8 protein-coding genes are annotated in these 19,911 nt (G+C 52.2%); 3 read left to right on the top strand and 5 right to left on the bottom strand.

Annotated features, from left to right (window positions below; translation table 11 throughout):
• The first annotated feature begins 88 nt into the window (after positions 1-88).
• Both EHT25_RS25525 and EHT25_RS25520 read left to right on the top strand, forming a co-directional pair.
• Positions 89-2,923: a putative Ig domain-containing protein gene (locus EHT25_RS25525; RefSeq protein ID WP_124878016.1), complete on the top strand. Its 2,835-nt coding sequence runs from the start codon at positions 89-91 to the stop codon at positions 2,921-2,923.
• A 42-nt stretch (positions 2,924-2,965) separates the two neighbouring features.
• Positions 2,966-5,803: a putative Ig domain-containing protein gene (locus tag EHT25_RS25520; RefSeq protein ID WP_124878015.1), complete on the top strand. Its 2,838-nt coding sequence runs from the start codon at positions 2,966-2,968 to the stop codon at positions 5,801-5,803.
• Between the two features lie 147 nt (positions 5,804-5,950).
• On the opposite strand, the gene EHT25_RS25515 is transcribed toward EHT25_RS25520, so the two are convergent.
• The 5 genes from EHT25_RS25515 to EHT25_RS25495 form a co-directional block, all read right to left on the bottom strand.
• Complete coding sequence (locus EHT25_RS25515; RefSeq protein WP_124878014.1) at positions 5,951-8,350, bottom strand: ABC transporter permease; 2,400 nt, start codon at positions 8,348-8,350, stop codon at positions 5,951-5,953.
• 342 nt (positions 8,351-8,692) lie between these two features.
• A complete protein-coding gene (locus EHT25_RS25510) occupies positions 8,693-11,086 on the bottom strand; it encodes an ABC transporter permease (protein ID WP_124878013.1) in 2,394 nt (797 codons plus the stop codon).
• 184 nt (positions 11,087-11,270) lie between these two features.
• On the bottom strand, positions 11,271-13,904 hold the full coding sequence (locus tag EHT25_RS25505; protein ID WP_221622333.1) for an FtsX-like permease family protein: 2,634 nt from the start codon (positions 13,902-13,904) through the stop codon (positions 11,271-11,273).
• A 123-nt stretch (positions 13,905-14,027) separates the two neighbouring features.
• A complete protein-coding gene (locus EHT25_RS25500) occupies positions 14,028-16,631 on the bottom strand; it encodes an ABC transporter permease (protein ID WP_124878012.1) in 2,604 nt (867 codons plus the stop codon).
• Positions 16,632-16,782: 151 nt separating this feature from the next.
• Positions 16,783-19,398 carry a permease prefix domain 2-containing transporter gene (locus EHT25_RS25495; protein WP_221622332.1) on the bottom strand — a complete coding sequence of 872 codons (2,616 nt, stop codon included), beginning with the start codon at positions 19,396-19,398 and terminating at the stop codon, positions 16,783-16,785.
• A gap of 45 nt (positions 19,399-19,443) precedes the next feature.
• On the opposite strand from EHT25_RS25495, the gene EHT25_RS25490 reads away from it, so the two are divergent.
• The gene (locus tag EHT25_RS25490; protein ID WP_124878011.1) at positions 19,444-19,911 is read left to right on the top strand and encodes a Uma2 family endonuclease; all 468 of its coding nucleotides are present in this window, start codon (positions 19,444-19,446) and stop codon (positions 19,909-19,911) included.

Genomic DNA, 19,911 nt, shown 5'->3' with positions numbered 1-19,911 from the left:
ATGGAAACCATGCGGAAGATCCTGATCGTTGGTCAGGGTCTTCCGGCCTTCCTGAAACGTGAACTCTTCCACCAATCCAGTATTTATTATGAAAAAAATAGTACATACCTATTTCAATCGCCGGTGGCTGCCGGTTTTGCTCTTTTTGATGAGTACCTGTTTGCAGGCTCAGGTCACCAAAGTTTTCGATAAAACCATTGGGGGAAACAGCTTTGAGCAGGCCAGAATCATTCTGCCTCTCGCGGATGGTTTTTTGCTGGGCGGAATCTCCCCTTCCGGCATCAGTGGGGATAGAACAACCGCTAATCTGGGGTTTCAGGATTTCTGGATTGTGAAGGTCGATGCCAACGGGAACAAAATCTGGGATAAAACCTACGGAGGAAGTGGTTATGATGATTTATATACCATTGTTGCTTCACCCGATGGCGGTTTTTTGCTGGGAGGATCATCCGATTCGAACAAAGGCAATGATAAATCGGAGGATGGCCGGGGTAACGGCGATTTCTGGATCGTTAAGATCGATGAGAACGGAACAAAACAGTGGGACAAAACCTTCGGGGGCGAATTTCCGGACGATCTCATCGGAATCGCGGTTCTTCCGGAAAACAAAGGCTATCTGCTGGCCGGAACCTCCCAATCGCCCCCCACGCTGGATCGAACGGCTCCCTTGAAGGGGGCAGGAGACTATTGGGTGGTCCGGGTTGATCTGACGGGCAACAAAATCTGGGATAAGAGCTTCGGCGGAAATTCTTTTCAGCGATCAACGGGAATCGTTCCAACCTCAGATGGCAAGTTCGTGCTGACGGGCTCGTCTTCTTCCAACGCGGGGGGCGACAAAACCGAAAATGTGCGCGGGACAGTTTATGACTTTAGTGATTACTGGCTGGTCAAGATTGACGCCGACGGGACTAAAATCTGGGATAAAACCCTCGGAGGAGATAATGAAGATGAAGCGGCTTACGGGGTGCCAACTCCGGATGGCGGGGTGGTAATTGCCGGAACGTCCCGATCCAATCAGGGCTTCGAAAAATCAGCAAACTCACTGGGCGGAGCGGATTATTGGATTGTTCGGGTTGGTGCCAACGGCAACAAAGTTTGGGATAAAACCCTGGGAGGAACGCAGGAAGATTATGGCATCCGGCTGTTACCTACCGCCGATGGCGGTTTTCTGGCCGGTGGATTTTCGCGTTCGAACCGGAATGCAATCAAGTCGGAAAACTGCCGGGGCGATAGCGATTTTTGGCTTATTAAACTGGGCGCTGACGGCACCTGGCTCTGGGATAAAACCCTGGGAGGAAACAATGAAGACCGAATGGGTGATGTTGCCCAGAGCGCCAGTGGCGATTTTTATGTCCTCGGCGATTCCTTTTCCGACATCAGTGGGGATAAAACGGAGGAAGCGAAAGGAGAAACCGACTATTGGTTAGTCGCCTTACACGAGACGCCCTGCACGACACCCAGCCCGACGATTACGATCAACGCAACGGCATCGCCCATTTTGCAACATACGCCCGGTGTCATGATCACCGTAGACGGGTGTGAATCCGGGCAGATCAGCTGGACGGACCCGGATGGTGCGCAGGGCGTGGGTCCCTTCATTCCCGTATCGACGGCGGTAATTGGATCCAGAACCTATTCCATTACCTGTACCAAAGGCAGTTGTTCGGCGACCGTTACGCCGGTTTTGGAAATCGTTAAACCTCCGGTTGCGAGTACGTTCGACGGATACGTTTATGGGGCCGATTGCTCCACCTTCCGGGGCTGGGCCTGGGACGGGACCAAACCCAACACGCCGGTGACGGTCGAGATACTGGATGGCCCGAATGTGATCGGGACGTTAACGGCCGGCGAATTCCGCCCCGATCTATTAGCTGCCGGGAAAGGCAATGGCAACCACGCGTTCGTATATGCGATTCCGCAAAGCCTGGTCGACGGAGCTTTGCACAGTTTATCGGCCCGCGTTCGGAACAGTGGCTTCATTCTGAAGGGTTCGCCCAAAGCTCTGGTTTGTCGGCCAGGCCGGGATTCCGGGAATCAAAATAAGCCACCAGTGGCCCCCACGCCAACCATCCTGATTGCCCCCGTCACCGCGCAGGTCAATGTCCCCTTCTCGGCTACGCTGGTGGCTTTCACCGATCCGGAAGGCGAAGAGCTGATTTACGACCTGTATAATTTACCGGCCGGGCTGGAGTTCGACCCCTTCGACCGGATCATCTTCGGGACTCCGAAAGTGGCCGGAACGTTTGTACTGGCGTACGAGGCTTCCGATTTCATCGAGCGAAATAGTGTGAGTTTTACCCTGACGGTTCTGCCGGAATCAACGAGTGCGGTGACAGGAAGTTTCGACGGTTATCTGGACAAAGTCGAATGCGGCACCATCCGGGGTTGGGTCTGGGACCGCAACAAACCCAATGCGCCCGTTACGGTCGAATTTTATACCGGCACGACGGTTTGGGGTAGCACGGTGGCCAACATTTACCGGGATGATCTCAAAAACGCGGGCAAAGGCAATGGCGCGCATGCCTACCGTTTTGAGGTACCGGCGGTTTTGAAAGACGGCCAGACGCGGTCCATTCGGGCCCGGGTGCTGGGTTCTACCTATGATTTGAAGGATTCGGGCAAATCGCTGACGTGTAACTCCCCAGCCCGGTTTTCGGCGGAAAATGGCGCCGAACTTCAGGTAACGGTTTTAGGGAACCCGGTTTTGCAGCAGGTACAGGTCGAAGTGCGGGGCGCGGAGGGACGACCTCTACACCTGCAATTGACCGACGCCAGCGGCCGGCAGCTCAGCCACCTCCAGATTGAGCAGGCAAAAGCCATCGAACGCCCGGTTTTCAACGTACAGCAGCAGCCAGCGGGAATCTTACTTCTGCGGGCCACCAGCGGGCTGAAATCCGTGACATTGAAAATATTGAAGCCCTGAGTTTCCTCCACCAGTCGACCAAATAAAATTGTATCTATTATCATGAAAACGTTACCAGGGTGTTATGGGCGACCGTTGTGGTTGCTGGCCTTTTTGATTATGCATTGCTCCAGCCTGTTTGCGCAGGTCACCAAGGTATCGGAGCGAACCATTGGAGGGACCGGATTTGAGACCGGTCGAGTCGTCCTGACAACCAGCGACGGGGGGTATATCCTGGGTGGAATCTCTCAATCCAATACAGGGAACGACAAATCCGAGGATCGTCGGGGTTCAAATGATTACTGGGTGGTCAAATACAACGCCAATGGGGAAAAACAATGGGATAGAACCTTCGGTGGTAAGGATACGGATGAGCTAAAGACCCTCATTGCCACGCCGGACGGCGGGTACTTGCTGGGCGGATTTTCAATTTCACAAAAAGGGGATGACAAATCCGAAGACAATCATGGTGATTTCGATATGGATATCTGGGTTGTCAAAATTAATGCCAATGGGGAAAAGCAGTGGGATAAAACACTTGGAGGAGATCAAACCGAGTTTTTTAGTGGGATGGTTGCTTTATCGGATGGTTACTTCGTGGTAGGAACGTCGAGTTCAAATACCGGTGGCGATAAATCCGCTGACTCGAAAGGCGACGGGGATATCTGGCTCATCAAGCTCGGAATGGACGGTCAGAAAATCTGGGACAAAACCATCGGTGGCAACGGGTACGATGGTGCGGACGACATTCAGCCGACCTCGGATGGTAACTTTATGATTTTAGGAACCTCCAATTCCAGTATTAGTGGGGATAAAACGGCAAATTCCAAAGGCGACTATGATTACTGGCTGGTTAAGGTCAATGGATCGGGTGAGGTGCTCTGGGATAAAACCATCGGCGGATCGAATTATGATCAGGCGGCTTCTCTCACCAACACTGCCGATAATGGTTTTCTGATCGGCGGGACTTCGTCTTCCGGGATTGGCTACGATAAATCGGAAACCAGACTGAGTGGGGGCAATTACTGGGCCGTTAAGGTAGACGCATCGGGTAACAAACAATGGGACAGAACGTTGGGAGGAGCTCCCGGCGAAAACTGTTACCGAACGCTCGCCCTGGCCGACGGCGGTTTTCTGGTCGGTGGAGTTTCCTTTTCGTCTACCAGCCCCGTTAAATCCGAACCCAGCCGGGGCAATGGCGATTACTGGGTCGTTAAACTGAGCGCCGATGGACACTACGTCTGGGACAAAACCCTGGGCGGGAGTGACCGGGATTATCTGGGCGGAATGGCACAAACCGCTTCGGGGGATATTCTACTGCTGGGCGAATCTGATTCACCGATCAGCGGAGACAAAACGCAGGCCCCGATCGGCGACAACGACAATGGCGATTTCTGGCTGGTGGTGCTGCGGGAAACTCCCTGTACCACGCCATCCCTTTCGGCTCAAACCAATGTCGCCCAGCCCGTCCTGCAGAATTATCCGGGGGTTACGCTGGTCGTTGAGGGGTGCGAAACCGGTCGCATCACCTGGAATGGCCCCGGTGGGGGAAGTGGCGTCGGGCCTACCATTCCGGTCGTCACTTCGGCAGTCGGGACGCATGTCTATTCGGTTACCTGTACCCGGGGTAATTGCAGCGCTACTCTATCCCCCACCGTTGCCGTCGGAGCTCCATCGGTTAGTGGAGCTTTCGACGGCTATATCTACGGGGCGGATTGCAACGGTTTCCGGGGTTGGGCCTGGGACGGCAACAAACCGAATACGCCCGTGACAGTCGAGATTCTGGAAGGGGCCACAGTGGTGGGAACGATCGTGGCCAACGAATTCCGTCAGGATTTATTGAATGCCGGGAAAGGCAACGGCAACCATGCGTTCCGGTTTCCCATTCCCGAGTCATTGCGGGATTTTACCACCCACTACCTGACTGCCCGGGTCCGGGGCAGTAACTTCAATCTGAAAGGGACCCCGCAGGCATTGCAATGCTATCCATCCTGGGAGGCCCCGGTTAACAAAGCGCCGGTGGCTCCGACGCCCACGGTGCTGATTGCGCCACTGACGGCCCAGGTAGGCGTTCCTTTCTCGGCCACGCTGGTGCCTTTCACCGATCCGGATGGGGATGAAATTACGTATTGGGTAAATCCGCTGCCAAGTGGGCTGGTGTTTGACTACCTGACCCGGGTCATCAGCGGTACCCCGCTCGAAGCAGGCACCACGGTTGTGCTGTATCAGGCGGATGATCAATTCGGAAATACCAACAATGTGAGCTTCCCGATTACGGTGAATCCGGCTTCGACAACGAATGTAACGGGTAGCTTCGACGGTTACCTCGACAAGGTGGAATGTGGTACCATCCGGGGGTGGGTCTGGGATCGCAACAAGCCGAACACCCCGCTTACCGTCGAGTTTTATCATGCGACGACCAAAGAAGTTTTTGGCAGCACGTACGCCAACATCTACCGCTCCGATTTGCAGGATGCCGGCAAGGGCAACGGGGCGCATGCCTACCGTTTTGAAGTCCCGGTCAGCCTGAAGGACGGCACTACGCGGCCGATCATGGCCCGGGTGCAGGGCAGTACGTTTGAATTAAAAGGCGGTCCCAAGAATTTGAGCTGCAACGTGCCGGTTCGACTGTCTGCCGAAAGCAGCGAAGGACTTCAGGTAACGGTGTTGGGCAATCCGGCCGTGGAGCACGTGCAAGTGGAAATTCGGGGAGCGGAAGGCCAGCCGCTGCGGTTGCAGTTGACTGACGCCGGTGGTCGACTGGTCAGCCAGCGTCAGCTTGAAGCCGCTAAAGCCATCGAGCAACAAATTTTATCTGTGGGCCCGTACCCGGCGGGGTTGTTATTGCTGCGGGTCAGTAGTGGGCTAAATAGCGTTACGGTAAAGATAGTGAAGCAATAAAATACACCAAGTTAGTTCGAAAGACGCAGGTCGATGATCTGCGTCTTTTTTGTTGTATGGCTATTATGCTTTGGCAGGAGGAGAATAAAAAACACGGGGTAATCAAAAAATTATGTTCCCTTCGTAAACTATGGAAATCCGTGCGGTTTACTCCGAACGCAACGATTTCACCGGATTCACTAAAGACGCCTTGATGGATTCATACGAAACCGTCAAAAAGGTAATTCCTCCGGTCAGCAGGACAGTCAGGGCGAAAATCCACCAGCTGAGCGCAACCCGGTATTCGTAGCCCCGGAGCCAGTTGTTCATCAGCCACCCGCCCAGCGGTGCGGCCACCAGAAACCCGAGCAAAACCAGTTTGCCAAACTCCCGGCCAAACAGCCAGAGTAGCTGAGAACGGGTGGCCCCCAGCACCTTCCGCACACCAATTTCCTTCGTTTTCGATTCGGCCATGAACGTTACCAGACCGTATACACCGAGGCTGCCAATCAGAATGGCAATCAGGGAAAACACCTGAATCAGTCCCAGCAAAATCTTTTCGGTGGTGTAAAACTGATCGATCAGATCATCCACAAAAACCGCCTTGAAGACATGCTGCGAAAACTGTTCATTCCAGACTTTTTCAACCGCCCGAACCGTTGCGGACAGATTAGCCGGGGCCACTTTGAGAGCGGCAATGGTCATTTCTGTCGGAAGATTGATTATAGCCGTAGGCGGAATAGGGCCGTGGGCCTCGCCCAACTGGAAATCATTCACCACGCCAACGATGGTTCGGGTGGCCCCAAAAACCGTCAGTCGTTTGTCCAGAATATCGGCGGGCGAGCGCAACCCCAGTTGGTTGATCATGGCCTGATTGACCAGCAGTTCGTTCGCCGTTGAATCATTGGCGCGAAAATCCCGACCGGCAACCAATTTCAGTTTGAACAGCGAAACATAGGCTTTGTCGCCTACTTTCACAGCAATCGGAAACTTTTCCGGTTCAGTGTGGCTGTCGAACGTGAACGGAACCGGAGGTCGGCGGAACGAAGCCGGTGGATCACCCGCCAACGCCACCTGTACGACGCCGGGAATCTGCCCCAGCCGCTCGCGCAGGGTTTGTTGCTTCAACACGTTTGTAGTCGGCACGGGAACCGTCAAAACCGACTCTTTATTGAAACCTAAATCAATCTGCTGCATATGCCGCACCTGCATCGTCATGACAATGGCGCCGATCACAAAAAGCTGCGTAATGAAAAACTGCCCGACTACCAGTCCCCGCCGGACCGACAGGCCTCCGACCTGCTGCGTCGTGAGTTGTCCGCGCAAAGCCGCCACCGGATTAAACCGCGACAGCACCAGCGAAGGATAAAACCCGGCCAGCAGAACAACGCCCAGACTTAATCCGCCAAACCACAGCAACGAATCGGGCCGGAACACATCCAGCACGGAAAGATCCGCTTTCAGCATCGCCAGCGCGTTATTCAGCAACGGCAGATTGAAGTGAGTCAGCACCAGCGCCAGGCCGACAGCCGCCAACGTAATCAGGGTGGTTTCCGTCAGAAATTGCCCGATCAATTGCCCGCGCGTGCTGCCAACGGCTTTCCGGATACCGACTTCTTTGGAACGTTGGATGGCCCGCGCCGTGGCGACGTTAATGAAGTTGATACAGGCCGCAACAACCAGAAACACGCCCACAATGATGAGTGCGTACAAAATAGGTCTTGGTGCATGGCCACCATACTGCGGATTATGGTTCAAATCGCTGAGCGGCAGAGCCTTAAAATCAAGTCGTTTGGCTTCCTGAGCGGCCAAATAATTCCGGCGGATGATGGAAAACGTGCTGGTTAGCCGTTCGACGGGCGTCCCTTCCCGGAGGGCAACGAAACACAAAGTGCCGGGGCTGCCCCACTGCTGCATGAGTTGCGGATTACCGGTCAGGCCGGGAAGCGTCGCGTAGGAAATAAGTACTTCGACACCCAGCTTCGTATTGGAGGGTGGGTTTTTGATCACACCCGTAACCGTCAGATTGGTCTGATTATCAAACCGGATCGTTCGCCCGATCGGGTCGGCACCGTCAAAGTATTTTTGGGCATATCGCTCCGATAAAACGACGGTATTGGACGCACTCAGGGCGGTTTTTTGATTTCCTTTCGCCCATTCAACATCGAATACTTCAAAAAACTGCGGCTCGGTAAAACAAACATTCCGCGATTCTTCAAATTTCTTCGCCAAACCACCTTTGCCGTCCGGTGTACCGATGATTTTGCCGAAAGCCAGCTCCATGCGAACGGCACTTTCCACGAAGGGATAATTCCGGCGCAGAACCTCCCCCAACGGCCGCGGTGTGGCATCACTCGGAACGACATGATCGTGATGCACATCCGTTACAATCCAGTAGGTCCGATCGGCTTTATCATGATAGCGATCGAAACTGAACAGCCAGTTCACCAATAGAAAAATCAGCAGGCCACTGGCCAGGCCAACGGCTAATCCAAAGGTACTGATGGCGCTCGAAAGCCGGTTGCGCCAGATATTACGCAGCGAAATTTTGAGGTAATTGCGTAGCATAGTTGGGGTTTAAGGAATAAGAAAAAATCGTTTACCGGCCTGTTCATGAATGAAGTGGGTTCAAAAATCCCAGGATCAAGTACCTTTTTTGATAAAATCGAACTGGACCGATCTACTACAGAAATTACTAATATAAAGGTTAGCAATATATATAATTAATTAAAATGAAAAAAAAATTTTCATTAGCCAGGCAACCAGCGTATGCCTTTATGCCCCATTATTGGCAAAAACCGCTAAAAATCAATAATCCCCGCTTTTAGGTGGGTAGCTTTGAACGGGAAGTTTATAAGTGAGGTAAGGTCGAAGTGCTTATACAAATTTTCAAATCTCCCGATTCATTGTTCATTCCGAACGCAGCGATTTCACCGGATTCATCAAAGCGGCTTTGATGGCCTGATAACTTACCGTCAACAACGTAATGAGCAAGGCGCCCAAACCGGCGGCTATGAAAATCCACCCGGACAATTCGGTGCGGTATGGGTAGTTCTGCAGCCAGTCATCCAGGAAATAATACGCGATGGGACTGGAAATCAGGCACGAAACCAGGACCAGCACGACAAAATCCATCGATAATAAACCCCACAAATGGGTCACTGACGCGCCCAGCACTTTCCGGATACCGATTTCTTTGGTACGCTGCTCGGCGATGAACGACGCCAGCCCAAAAAGTCCCAGACAACTGATAAAAATGGCAAGCACCGTGATGATCGAAGCCAGTTTTCCAATGCGCTCTTCGGCCGCAAATTTGAGCGCGAATTCGGCATCGACAAAATCGTAATCGAAGGGGGAAGTGGGGCTGTATTTTTTGAAAACCGCTTCGATTGCGGCCAGCGCTTCCGGCGCGTTGGAACCGGGATTGATGCGAATCGTAACGAAATTACCGGCGCGTCGGGGTATGAAGTAAATGGTTTGTTTCACCGGTTCATACGGCGACGACATCAGCATGTCTTTCACCACCCCAATGACTTTGAAACGGCGGTCGTTCCACTGAATGGTTTGGCCGACGGGATGTTCCAAACCCATAAATTGGACGGCGGTTTCGTTCAAAACAAAGCCCGACGAATCGCTTGAGAAAGTCCGGGAAAAATCTCTTCCGTCGATAAATTTCCAGCCCACCGTGCTGCCGAAATCAAAGGACACGCCGATGGTTGCGAAATCGGCTTGCAAACCGGGGTTTTTACCCGTCCAGGTAAAACCGGTATTGTTCGACCAGACGTCCGTGGTGGGGCTTTGCGATTCGGTAATGCCGACCACCTTTCCCGACTTCAGCAAATCGTTGCGAACGGCATCCAGGTGATTGTGAATATCCGGCGTGCTGACGTGCATCGACACCAGTCCCTCCCGCGTGTAGCCAATAGGGCGGTTTTTAGCGTGCAGAATCTGGCGATAAACCACCACCGTTCCGATGATCAGCGTGACCGAAACCGTAAATTGCAACACCACCAGCACTTTGCGGGGCAGAGCCGCCCTCCGGCCCACCCGAAACCGGACGCCTTTGAGCGTTTTAATCGGTTGGAATGACGACAGATAAAAGGCGGGATAACTCCCGGCCAGCAAACCCGTCAGGAAGCTAAACCCGAGCCCGGCGGCCCAAAACCAGGAACTCGCCCAGGGAATAGCCATTTTCTTGTCGGCCATTTCGTTGAAAAACGGCAACGCGAGTTGCGCCAGTACCAACGAAAACACAAACGCAATGGCCACCACCAGCAACGATTCGCTGAAAAACTGGCCGATCAATTGCGTTCGGGCCGAACCAATGGCTTTACGAATGCCCACTTCTTTGGCGCGTTTCTCGGAGCGGGCCGTGCTCAGATTCATGAAATTGATACAGGCCAGCACTAACACAAAACCGCCGATAATCCCGAACAGCCAGACAAACTGAATCCGTCCGCCCGCACTCACGCCATTTTTCCATTCCGAATACAGATGCCACCGGTTCATCGGATGGAGAAAGATTTCGGGTTTGAACTTGAGTTCTTCCTTATCGCCCCGATCCGATTTAATCGTTTTAATTTTTGCCGAAACTGCTTCCATGTCGGCCTTGTCGGCGATCTGGGCAAAAATCTGAAAGGAATTGTTTCCCCATTCACTGTTGTCCTGCGCTGCTTTTACCCAGTCGGTCGAGGCTACGTACAACTCCCAGGGCGCAATAAACCGCAGGTCACGCAACTCGGTATTGTACGGTAAATCTTCATAAACACCGGTGACTTTCACATCGAGTTTATTGTCGATTTTTACCATTTTGCCCAGCGGATTGGTTTCCCCAAAAAGGGCTTTCGCCGTTGATTCGGAGAGCAGAATAGACGACGGTTCTTTCAATCCCTGCCACGTTCCTTTCCGCATGTTCAGTGATAAAACGGCTGGTGCTTCGGGCGACATGTAATTGCCCATTCGGGTAAATTTCGCATCCCCAAACGTCAGAATGTGTCGGGTCGTCCAGGAGGATAACACAAGGTGTTTGAAATCCGCATCAAAGCTGTTGCGCAACTCCCGCGCCAGCGGAATGGGAACCGCCGATGCGGTTTTGACCTCGCTGTTGAGCGTCTGCTGCTGCATCACCTGCGCAATGCGATCATGATTCCGGTGGTAGGTATCGAACGCAAACTCATCGTAAATCCATAAACCAATCAGCAAAGCCACGGCCATGCCGACGGCCAGCCCACCGATGTTGATGGCTGAATAAACCTTATTTTTCGTCAGATTGCGGAAAGCGATTTTCAGGTAATTCCGGATCATGTTCGGGTTGGTTGAATGATTAACGTTTCTTGAACTGAGGTTGTCTTGAACTCGGATTACGCGGATTAAAGGATTAAGAGGATTCAATATATTTCCAATCAATCCTAGTTAATCCTTTAATCTGCGTAATCCGAGTTCAGACTAATCCTCTTAATCCTTTAATCCGCGTAATCCGAGTTCAAGACTACTCGCTTTTCAAACTCTTCACGGGATTCATCAGCGCGGCTTTGATGCTCTGGAAACTGATGGTCAGCACGGCGACGAAAACCGCCAGAAAGGCCGTCAGCGCAAACATCCACCATTCCAGATCGATGGCGTACGCAAAGCCTTCCAGCCAGCGGCTCATCGCCCATCCGGCCAGCGGAGAAGCCAGCAGGGTGGCCATGAGCACCAGCCGCAGGAAATCTTTGGAAAGCAGCACGACAACCCCCGAAACCGTGGCACCCAGCACTTTCCGAATGCCGACCTCCTTGGTCCGCAGTTGAGCCGCGTAGGCCGACAGGCCGAATAACCCCAGGCAGGAGATGAAAATAGCAAAAACCGCAAAGACTTTCAACACATTGCCCACGCGTTGCTCCGAATCGTAGAGCCGGGCCAGTTTTTCGTCGAGAAAGGTGTAACTGAACAGGCTTTCGGGCGAAACCCGCGCCAGCGTGTTGCGGGCAAACTGCACCGTTTCGGGCAGGTTTTTCCCTTTGATTTTTAACAAAAAGTAATTGGCCTGACCGGGGTGCTGAACAATCACCAGCGGTTCGACGGCGCTATGAAGGGAAGCAAAATGGAAATCATTGACAACGCCCACAATCTCGCCCGTATCGCCCAGTGAAACCATTTTCTGCCCGATGGGCGACTGCAACTTAAGCGCTTTCACGGCGGCTTCGTTCAGAATATAAGCGAAGTGAGAACGTACGTTTCGCTGCACGAAATTGCGACCGGTTTTCAGGCCAATTTTCAGCACCGGCAGCATGTGTTCGTCGGCCCACATAAACCGCATCTGGCTCGCATCGTCGGCTTTTCCTACCGGGATAAGCATATCGGTACTAAACCGGTCGCCGGGCAAAACCGAAATCCGGGCGACATCCGTGATCGCCGAATTTTGCAGCAACTCACTCTGAATCGTATTCGCTTTTTCGTGCATGCTTTGTCCGTAAAGTTTAACGGCCACGACCTGTTCCTGATCGAAGCCCAACTTTTTATTCTGGAAAAACTGCATTTGGCGGTACACCACGATCGTGCTGAAAATCATGAAAACGGAAACCGCAAACTGAAAGACAATCAAGCCTTTGCGTACCAGCGTAACCGACGAAACCGTACTTTTTTTCCCTTTCAACGACGTAACCGGTTCAAAATTCGAGATGAACCACGCGGGATACAGACCCGCAATCAGGCTGATCAGTCCGGCCAGCCCAAACATAATGACGACATTCGATACGGTAAACAGCTGCCCAAAACGAAGCTCCTTTGCCGTCAGATCGTTGTAAAACGGAATCGCCTGCCAGAACAGCAGCAGCGCCAGCAACGCGCCCCCCAGCGTCAGCAGGAACGATTCGCCCAGAAACTGGTTGACCAGTTGTCCTTTGCGGGCGCCCAGCACTTTCCGGACGCCCACTTCTTTCATTCGGTTAAAGGCCTGCGCCGTCGCCATGTTGATGAAGTTGACCGACGCCACCAGCAGGATAAACAAAGCCGCCACCGAAAACACGTAGACGTACAGAATGTCGCTGTTCGGGCTCATTTCCTTTTCCAGTTTCGAGTGCAGGTGAATATCCGTAATCGGCTGAAGGAGCGTTTTCCGGGTGGTCAGAATATCCTTCCGGTTTTCGCCGTTCACTTCGTAAAATTTCACCATGAACACCGGAATTTTCGATTCCACCGCCGGACGCGACGCATTCGCGTTCAGCAATACATAATTGTAAAATCCCGACCAGGTCCGGCTTTCCAACGATCCTTTGTCGGCGTACTTATAATAGGTTGACATCGAAATGAGGTAGTCGAATTTCAGGTGCGTCGGAAACCCAAAATCCCGGATGACGCCCGTCACCGTCAGCGGTCGTTTGTCCAGATCGTCCTGAATGATTTTGCCAAGCGGCTCCGCGTCGCCAAAGTATTTTTTGGCCATCGTTTCCGTCAGCACAATGGCGTCCTGCTGCTTCAGAGCTGTCCGTGAATCTCCCTTGACAAACGGCAGGTCAAACACATCGACCACCGTCGAATCCGCGTAAAAACCGGTTTTTTCCTCAAATTGCTTCGATTCTCCGCCCGACGGCGCGTAGCTGAATACCCGGTCCGGGTACGGTCGATGAAACCGGATCACGGTTTGTATCGCCGGAATCTCCCGCTTCATTTCAATTCCGAGGATGGGCGATGTAGCAGCCCAGCGCCGGGTTTTCTCCCCAATATTCTCTGAATTGATCCGGTAAATCCGGTCGGCTTTCGCGAAGCCTTTATCGTAGCGCAACTCTTCCCTGACGTGAAGAATGATGAGTAAACCGCAGGCCAGACCCAGCGCCAATCCGGCAATGGTCAGCGTGCTGTTGAGTCGGTAGCGAAGTAAATTCCGCCAGGCGATTTTGAAGTAATTTCGGATCATAATCGGGTTCGTTATCGTTGTTGTCGAATTATTCTGGGACTTCCTTCTCAGCGCAAAGGAGAAGATAAAACCAACCACATCCCACCAATACCGCCAACGCGCCCGGTTTTCGCCGATGCGCCGACGCTGGTACGCAAACTCCTCGTGCAAATCACCCAGCACCTCCTCCAGGTGGTCGGGCGAGCAGAAGAATTTCAGCAGTTGGTCAGCGAAGCGGGGTGGTTTCATATCGTCTTGAACTGGGATTACGCGGATTAAAGGATTAAGAGGATATTCTTCGGAATTAAAAGCAAAACAGGAAATCCCAGTTAATCCTTTAATCCGCGTAATCCCAGTTCAAGACAGTTCAGATTATTCACTTCGAAGTGACTTCACCGGATTCATCAAAGCGGCTTTGATCGACTGAAAACTGACGGTCAGCAGGGTGATGAAAAGGGAGCCAAAACCGGCGGCTGCGAAAATCCACCAGCTAATTTCCGTGCGGTATTCGTATTTCTGGAGCCAGTCGTTCAGGAAATACCAGGCAATCGGCGACGAAATCACGCAGGAGATGATGACCAGCAGCACAAAATCTTTCGACAGCAAGCCCCAGAGGTTGGCGACCGACGCACCCAATACCTTCCGAACACCGATTTCTTTGGTGCGCTGCTCGGCGATGAACGACGCCAGCCCAAAAATGCCCAGGCAACTGATAAAAATGGCCAGCCCGGCGAAGAAACTCGCCAGTTTACCGATGCGTTCTTCAGCCGCAAATTTGGTCGCAAACTCCTGATCGGCAAACTTGTACTCGAACGGCGCATCGGGGTTGATCTTTTCGAAAACCGTCTCCAGTTTTTCCAGCGCCATCCCCGCGCTCATCGCCGGATTCAGCTTGATGTGGATAAAATTCAGCGTCCGTTCGCGGGTGTTCATCATAAAAACCGTTGGCACCACCGGATCGAAAGGCGATGTCATGACCATGTCTTTCACGACCCCAATCACTTTCCAGTTCTGATCGTGCCAGCGGATGGTTTCGCCGACCGGTTTTTTGAGTCCGGTTTGTTTCACAGCCGCTTCGTTCAGAACAAACGTCATCGAATCCGTTGAAAACTGCCGGGAGAAACCACGACCTTCCTTGATTTTCCACCCCACCACGTCGCCAAATTCCGGGGTCACGCAGATGGTTCCGAATGCCGAAGTCTGCTCCGGATTCTTACCCCGCCAATCCAGGTTATTGGCCGACGACCAGATATTCGTGGCCGGGCTCGAGGCTTCGGCCATGTTGGCAACGGCGCCGGTAGCCAGCAACTCGTTTCGGAGCCGATCATACCGACCCTGTAGTTCGGGCGTATTCATCGTGATGTTGATCAATCCGTCGTAGTTGTACCCAAGCGGGCGGTTTTTAGCGAACTGAATCTGCCGGAAAACAAGGATTGTTCCGATGATGAGCGTCACCGAAACCGTAAACTGCACCACCACCAGCACCTTGCGGGGAATCGTTGCCAGCCGACCCAGGTTAAAGGTTCCTTTCAGGACTTTAATCGGCTGAAAAGAAGACAGGTAAAGCGCGGGATAACTGCCCGCTACAAGGCCCGTGAAGAGAATAAAACCGATGCTCAGCAACCAGAACCGGGCGTCCGACCACAACATTGCCATCTGCTTGCCGGCCACTTCGTTAAAAACCGGCAGGGCAATTTGCACCAGGAGTAAGGATAATACAAAAGACAAGGCCACCACCAGAAACGATTCGCTGAAAAACTGACCGATGATCTGGCTTCGCTGCGACCCAATCGCCTTCCGAATCCCGACTTCTTTCGCCCGTTTCTGCGAGCGCGCGGTGCTCAGATTCATGAAATTGATGCAGGCCAGCAGCAGCACAAAACCGCCAATGATGCCAAACAACCAGACAAACTGGATGCGTCCGCCCGTACTCACGCCGTTTTTAAACTCCGAATACAAATGCCAGCGGCTCATGGGGTGTAAAAACAAGGCCGGTTTCGATTTACTTTCCGTATGGTGGCGAAAAACGTCCCTGATTTTCCGGGAAACATCGTCGAAACGGCTGTTCGGATTCAGTTGCGCAAAAATCTCGAAGGAACTGCTGCGCCAGTTATTAACAAACAACCGGTCTTTGTCTTCGGAGAAAATCAGTTCGATCGGTGCTACGAAACCCAGATTTTGGAACAACGTATTGTGGGGTAAATCTTCGTAGACGCCCGTTACCTGCACGTTGTATTTATTGCCAACTTTAATCGTTTTGTGGAGTGGATCAGCGTCACCGAAAAGCGCTTTCGCAACCGATTCAGAAAGTAAAATCGAAGCGGGATCTTTCAGGCCCGAACGCGAGCCGCTCCGCATTTTCAGGGAGAACATTTCCGGGAATTCCGGTTCGGCAAAACTTCCGCGCCGGGTAAATTTCTGATCCTGATACGCCAGAATCTGTTCCGCCCAGGAATTTGCCACGACGGTTTTGAAGTCGTCCGGGTAGTTGGTCCGCAGTTCGCGGCTCAGGGGAAACGGCAGGGCACCGTAGGTTTGGATGCCCTCTTCCAGGGTCTGGTTTTCCAGCACCTGCGCAATGCGGTTGTGGTTCTGGTGGTATTGGTTGAACGACAGTTCGTCGTAAATCCACAGCCCAATCAGCATCGCGACGGCCATGCCGACCGATAAGCCAATGATATTGATGGCCGAATACCCCTTGTTATTCAGGAGGTTCCGCCAGGCGGTTTTAAAATAATTACGTACCATAACAGGACTTAAGGAAGAGTATGAATAATAAGGTGTTGACTTGCGTTTGGTGGCAAACGGTTTTAAGAATCCCAGCACATCCCGCCAATAGCGCCAGCGCGCCCGCCATTCGCCCACCCGCCGAACCTGCCAGGCAAATTCCTCGTGCAAATCCCCCTGCACCTCCTCCAGACGGTGGGGAGCGCAGAAGAGTTTGAGGAGTTGGTCGGCTAAGCGGGGCGGTTTCATCTGAACTGGGATTACGCGGATTAAAGGATTAAGAGGATATTCTTGACAATGCATCTCGGAGTACACAGGACAGAAAGATTTACCAGGATTAATTGTTGGCAACTTTATCCTCTTAATCCTTTAATCCGCGTAATCCCAGTTCAGGACGGTTTTATTCACTCCGCAGCGATTTCACTGGATTCGTCAGCGCGGCCTTAATGGCTTGATATCCAACCGTTAATAACGTAATGAATAGGATCGACAGGCCGGTAACGACAAACACGCCCCAACCCAGATCGACATGGAAAGCGAAGTTGTGCAGCCACTGGTTTAGCGCCCAGCCGATGATGGGAAAAGCGATCAGCAGCGCGATGACCAACAGCTTCAGGAAATCCATCGACAGCATGACGGCAACGTTGCTCACGGTGGCGCCTACCACTTTCCGGATGCCGATTTCCTTCTGCCGCCGTTGGGCCGTGAAAGCCGCCAGACCGAATAACCCCAGGCAGCAAATCAGGATGGTAAGTCCGGCGAAATACCGGGACAATACCCCGATCCGGCGTTCGGCGGCATAAAGCGCCTTGTAGTTTTCGTCCAGAAACTGGTAGTCAAAAATCAGCCCCTGGTTGTAGACTTCAAACGTCTTCTGAATGCGGTCAATGGTCTGTTTTTCCGTTCCGCCCTGTATCTTCACCATGATGTTGGGCAGGACCGGATCGGCCTGAAAAAAGCACGGTTTGACGTCTTCGTAAAGTGATTCGAAATTGAAATTTTTCACCACGCCAACGATCTGCCGTTCATGCCCCCAAAACTTGATCGTTTTGCCGACCGGGTCTTTCAATCCCATGCTTTTGATGGCCGCTTCGTTGAAAATGATCTCGTTATCCGCACTCGGGTTGTTGGAAAAATAGCGACCTTCCTTCAGTTCCATCCCGACAGTTTGCATAAAATTGTAGCCCACTTCCAGATTCGCAAAATCGATGTCTTTGCCTGCCGGTCTGCCCGGCCATTCAAGACCGGAAATGGCCCCGTGATCACCCGTCAGCGTGTGGTAGTAGCTCGTCGCGTTGAGCACGCCCGGAATCGCTTTGATTTCACCCAGAAAGGCTTCGGCCGATTTCAGTTTGACCGAATCATTATCGAGCGGAATTTCGAAATGGATGATGTTATCCCGGTTATAGCCCAGGTTCTTGGTCTGGATGTAGTCGATTTGCCGGTGAACCACCAGCACCGAGACAATGAAGAGAATCGAAACCGCAAATTGAAAAACCACCAGCCCTTTACGGACCAGCAATTCGCCGACCGACGTTTTGAGCTTGCCTTTCAAAACCGCCGTCGGGTTAAAACCGGAAAGGTACAAGGCCGGATAACTGCCCGCGATTAAACCGGTCAGCAGCGTTATTCCCAACATGGACAGGATCAGCGGAGCCTCAAATTCCAGACTGAGGTGTTTTCCGGTAATCGTATTGAAGTGGGGAAGAAGCAGAATCAGCAGAAAAACCGCCCCGATCAGCGACAGAAAAGCCATCAAAATGGATTCGCCGAGGTATTGAACAACAAGCGAACTGCGAAACGCACCCACTACCTTTTTGATGCCCACTTCCTTGATCCGACCCGATGCTTTGGCCGTCGAGAGGTTCATGAAATTGATGCAGGCAATGATCAGGATAAAAACCGCAATGATCGAGAAAAGCCGGACGTACGCAATTCGTCCGCCGGTTTGCACACCGTTTTCAAATTGTCCGTGGAGGTATTTATCGGAATAGTTAATCGCAAATAGCTGCGTTTTCGTCTTGTCTTTCGTCTGTAAAAAATCCCGGATTTTGGCATTGAATTGGGCCAGATCCGTTCCTTTCCGCAAAATCAGGAAGGTACTGGGATCGCTGTTTCCCCAGTTTTCCATGCCGGGCCGCCGGACAAAAAAGACGTTGAAACTGAACAGGAGGTCAAACGGCTCGGTTGAATTGGCCGGACTATTCTGGAAAATACCGCCCACCCGGTACGTCCCGGTGAACTGGCCGAGATCCCATTTGATGGCCTTGCCGAGCACGTCTTTCGTGTTGCCAAACAGTTTTACCGCCATCTCTTCGGAAAGAGCAACCGTATTATTATCCGCGAAGATGCTGTTTTTATCGCCCTGCAAAAAAGGGCAGGTGAACACGTTGAAATAATCCTTCCCGACGAATTGCCCCCCCGCTTTCAGGTGGTTTTCGCCGAACGAAATGAGCCCTTTGCTCGAAAACCAGGACGCTGGAACGACCGTCACGGCGTGCTCAACTTCGGGCATTTCGGCCGCCAGCGCGTCTGCCAGCAAACCGGGTGTGTGGTTGATCGTTTTAATGTCGTCTTCGTGGAAATGATTGGCCATGACCTGAAAAAGCTGGTCGTCTTTTTCGTTGTATTTGTCGATGTGCAGCTCGTCGTTTACCCACAGGTAAATCAACAACGTACAGGCCAAACCGGTCGATAAACCGATCAGATTCAGCAGCGTAAACTGGCGGTCTTTCACCAGATTCCGCCAGGCGATTTTCAAGTGATTCCGGAGCATAAAGGGGTTCGTTAGCGTAGTTGTTGAATAATCAGGTGATTTCCTTTTAATGGCGAACGGTTTTAAGAACCCCAGCACATCGCGCCAGTACCGCAGCCGCGCCCGTCGTTCACCAATGCGCCGAACCTGCCAGGCAAACTCCTCGTGCAAATCTCCCTGCACTTCCTCCAGTCGGTCGGGAGAGCAGAAGAGTTTCAGCAGTTGGTCGGCCAGACGGGGCGGAACTGGTTTTGGGTTCATTTAATTTGTTTATCTTTGAAAACTCGCGAAAAAACTCACTGCGCTATGGAAACGCCTTATCATGATCTGATCGAAGAATATCAATCGGAAGACATTATGTCCGTTAACCATTCCCGCACCATCCACCGAATTAGTGTTGCCTTTAGTCGGTATGATGAACAGTTCGACATTTTACCGGAACTCGAACTGGAGCTTTCAACCGGAAAATGCAAACCGGATATCTGTATTTATCATAACCTGCCGGTTGACTGGTTAAATGATATCATTTACTACAATCACCCCCCCATTACTGCCATTGAAATTCTTTCTCCCAAGCAGGCTATCAATGACCTGACTGATAAAGCTTATAAGCAGTATTTTCCGGCGGGTGTCCAGAGTGTCTGGCTAATTATTCCGGTTCTTCAAACCATTCATCTTCTGCTGCCAGATGGTTCAAAAAAACCCTTTTCATCGGGCATTTTAACTGATCCAGCGACCGGTATAGAATTGGAATTAGCACGTTTGTTCAAATAA

Origin of the sequence: Larkinella rosea (genome assembly GCF_003858635.1) — a bacterium.
Classification (GTDB): domain Bacteria; phylum Bacteroidota; class Bacteroidia; order Cytophagales; family Spirosomataceae; genus Larkinella; species Larkinella rosea.
This window is presented reverse-complemented; position numbering and strand designations above follow the sequence as displayed.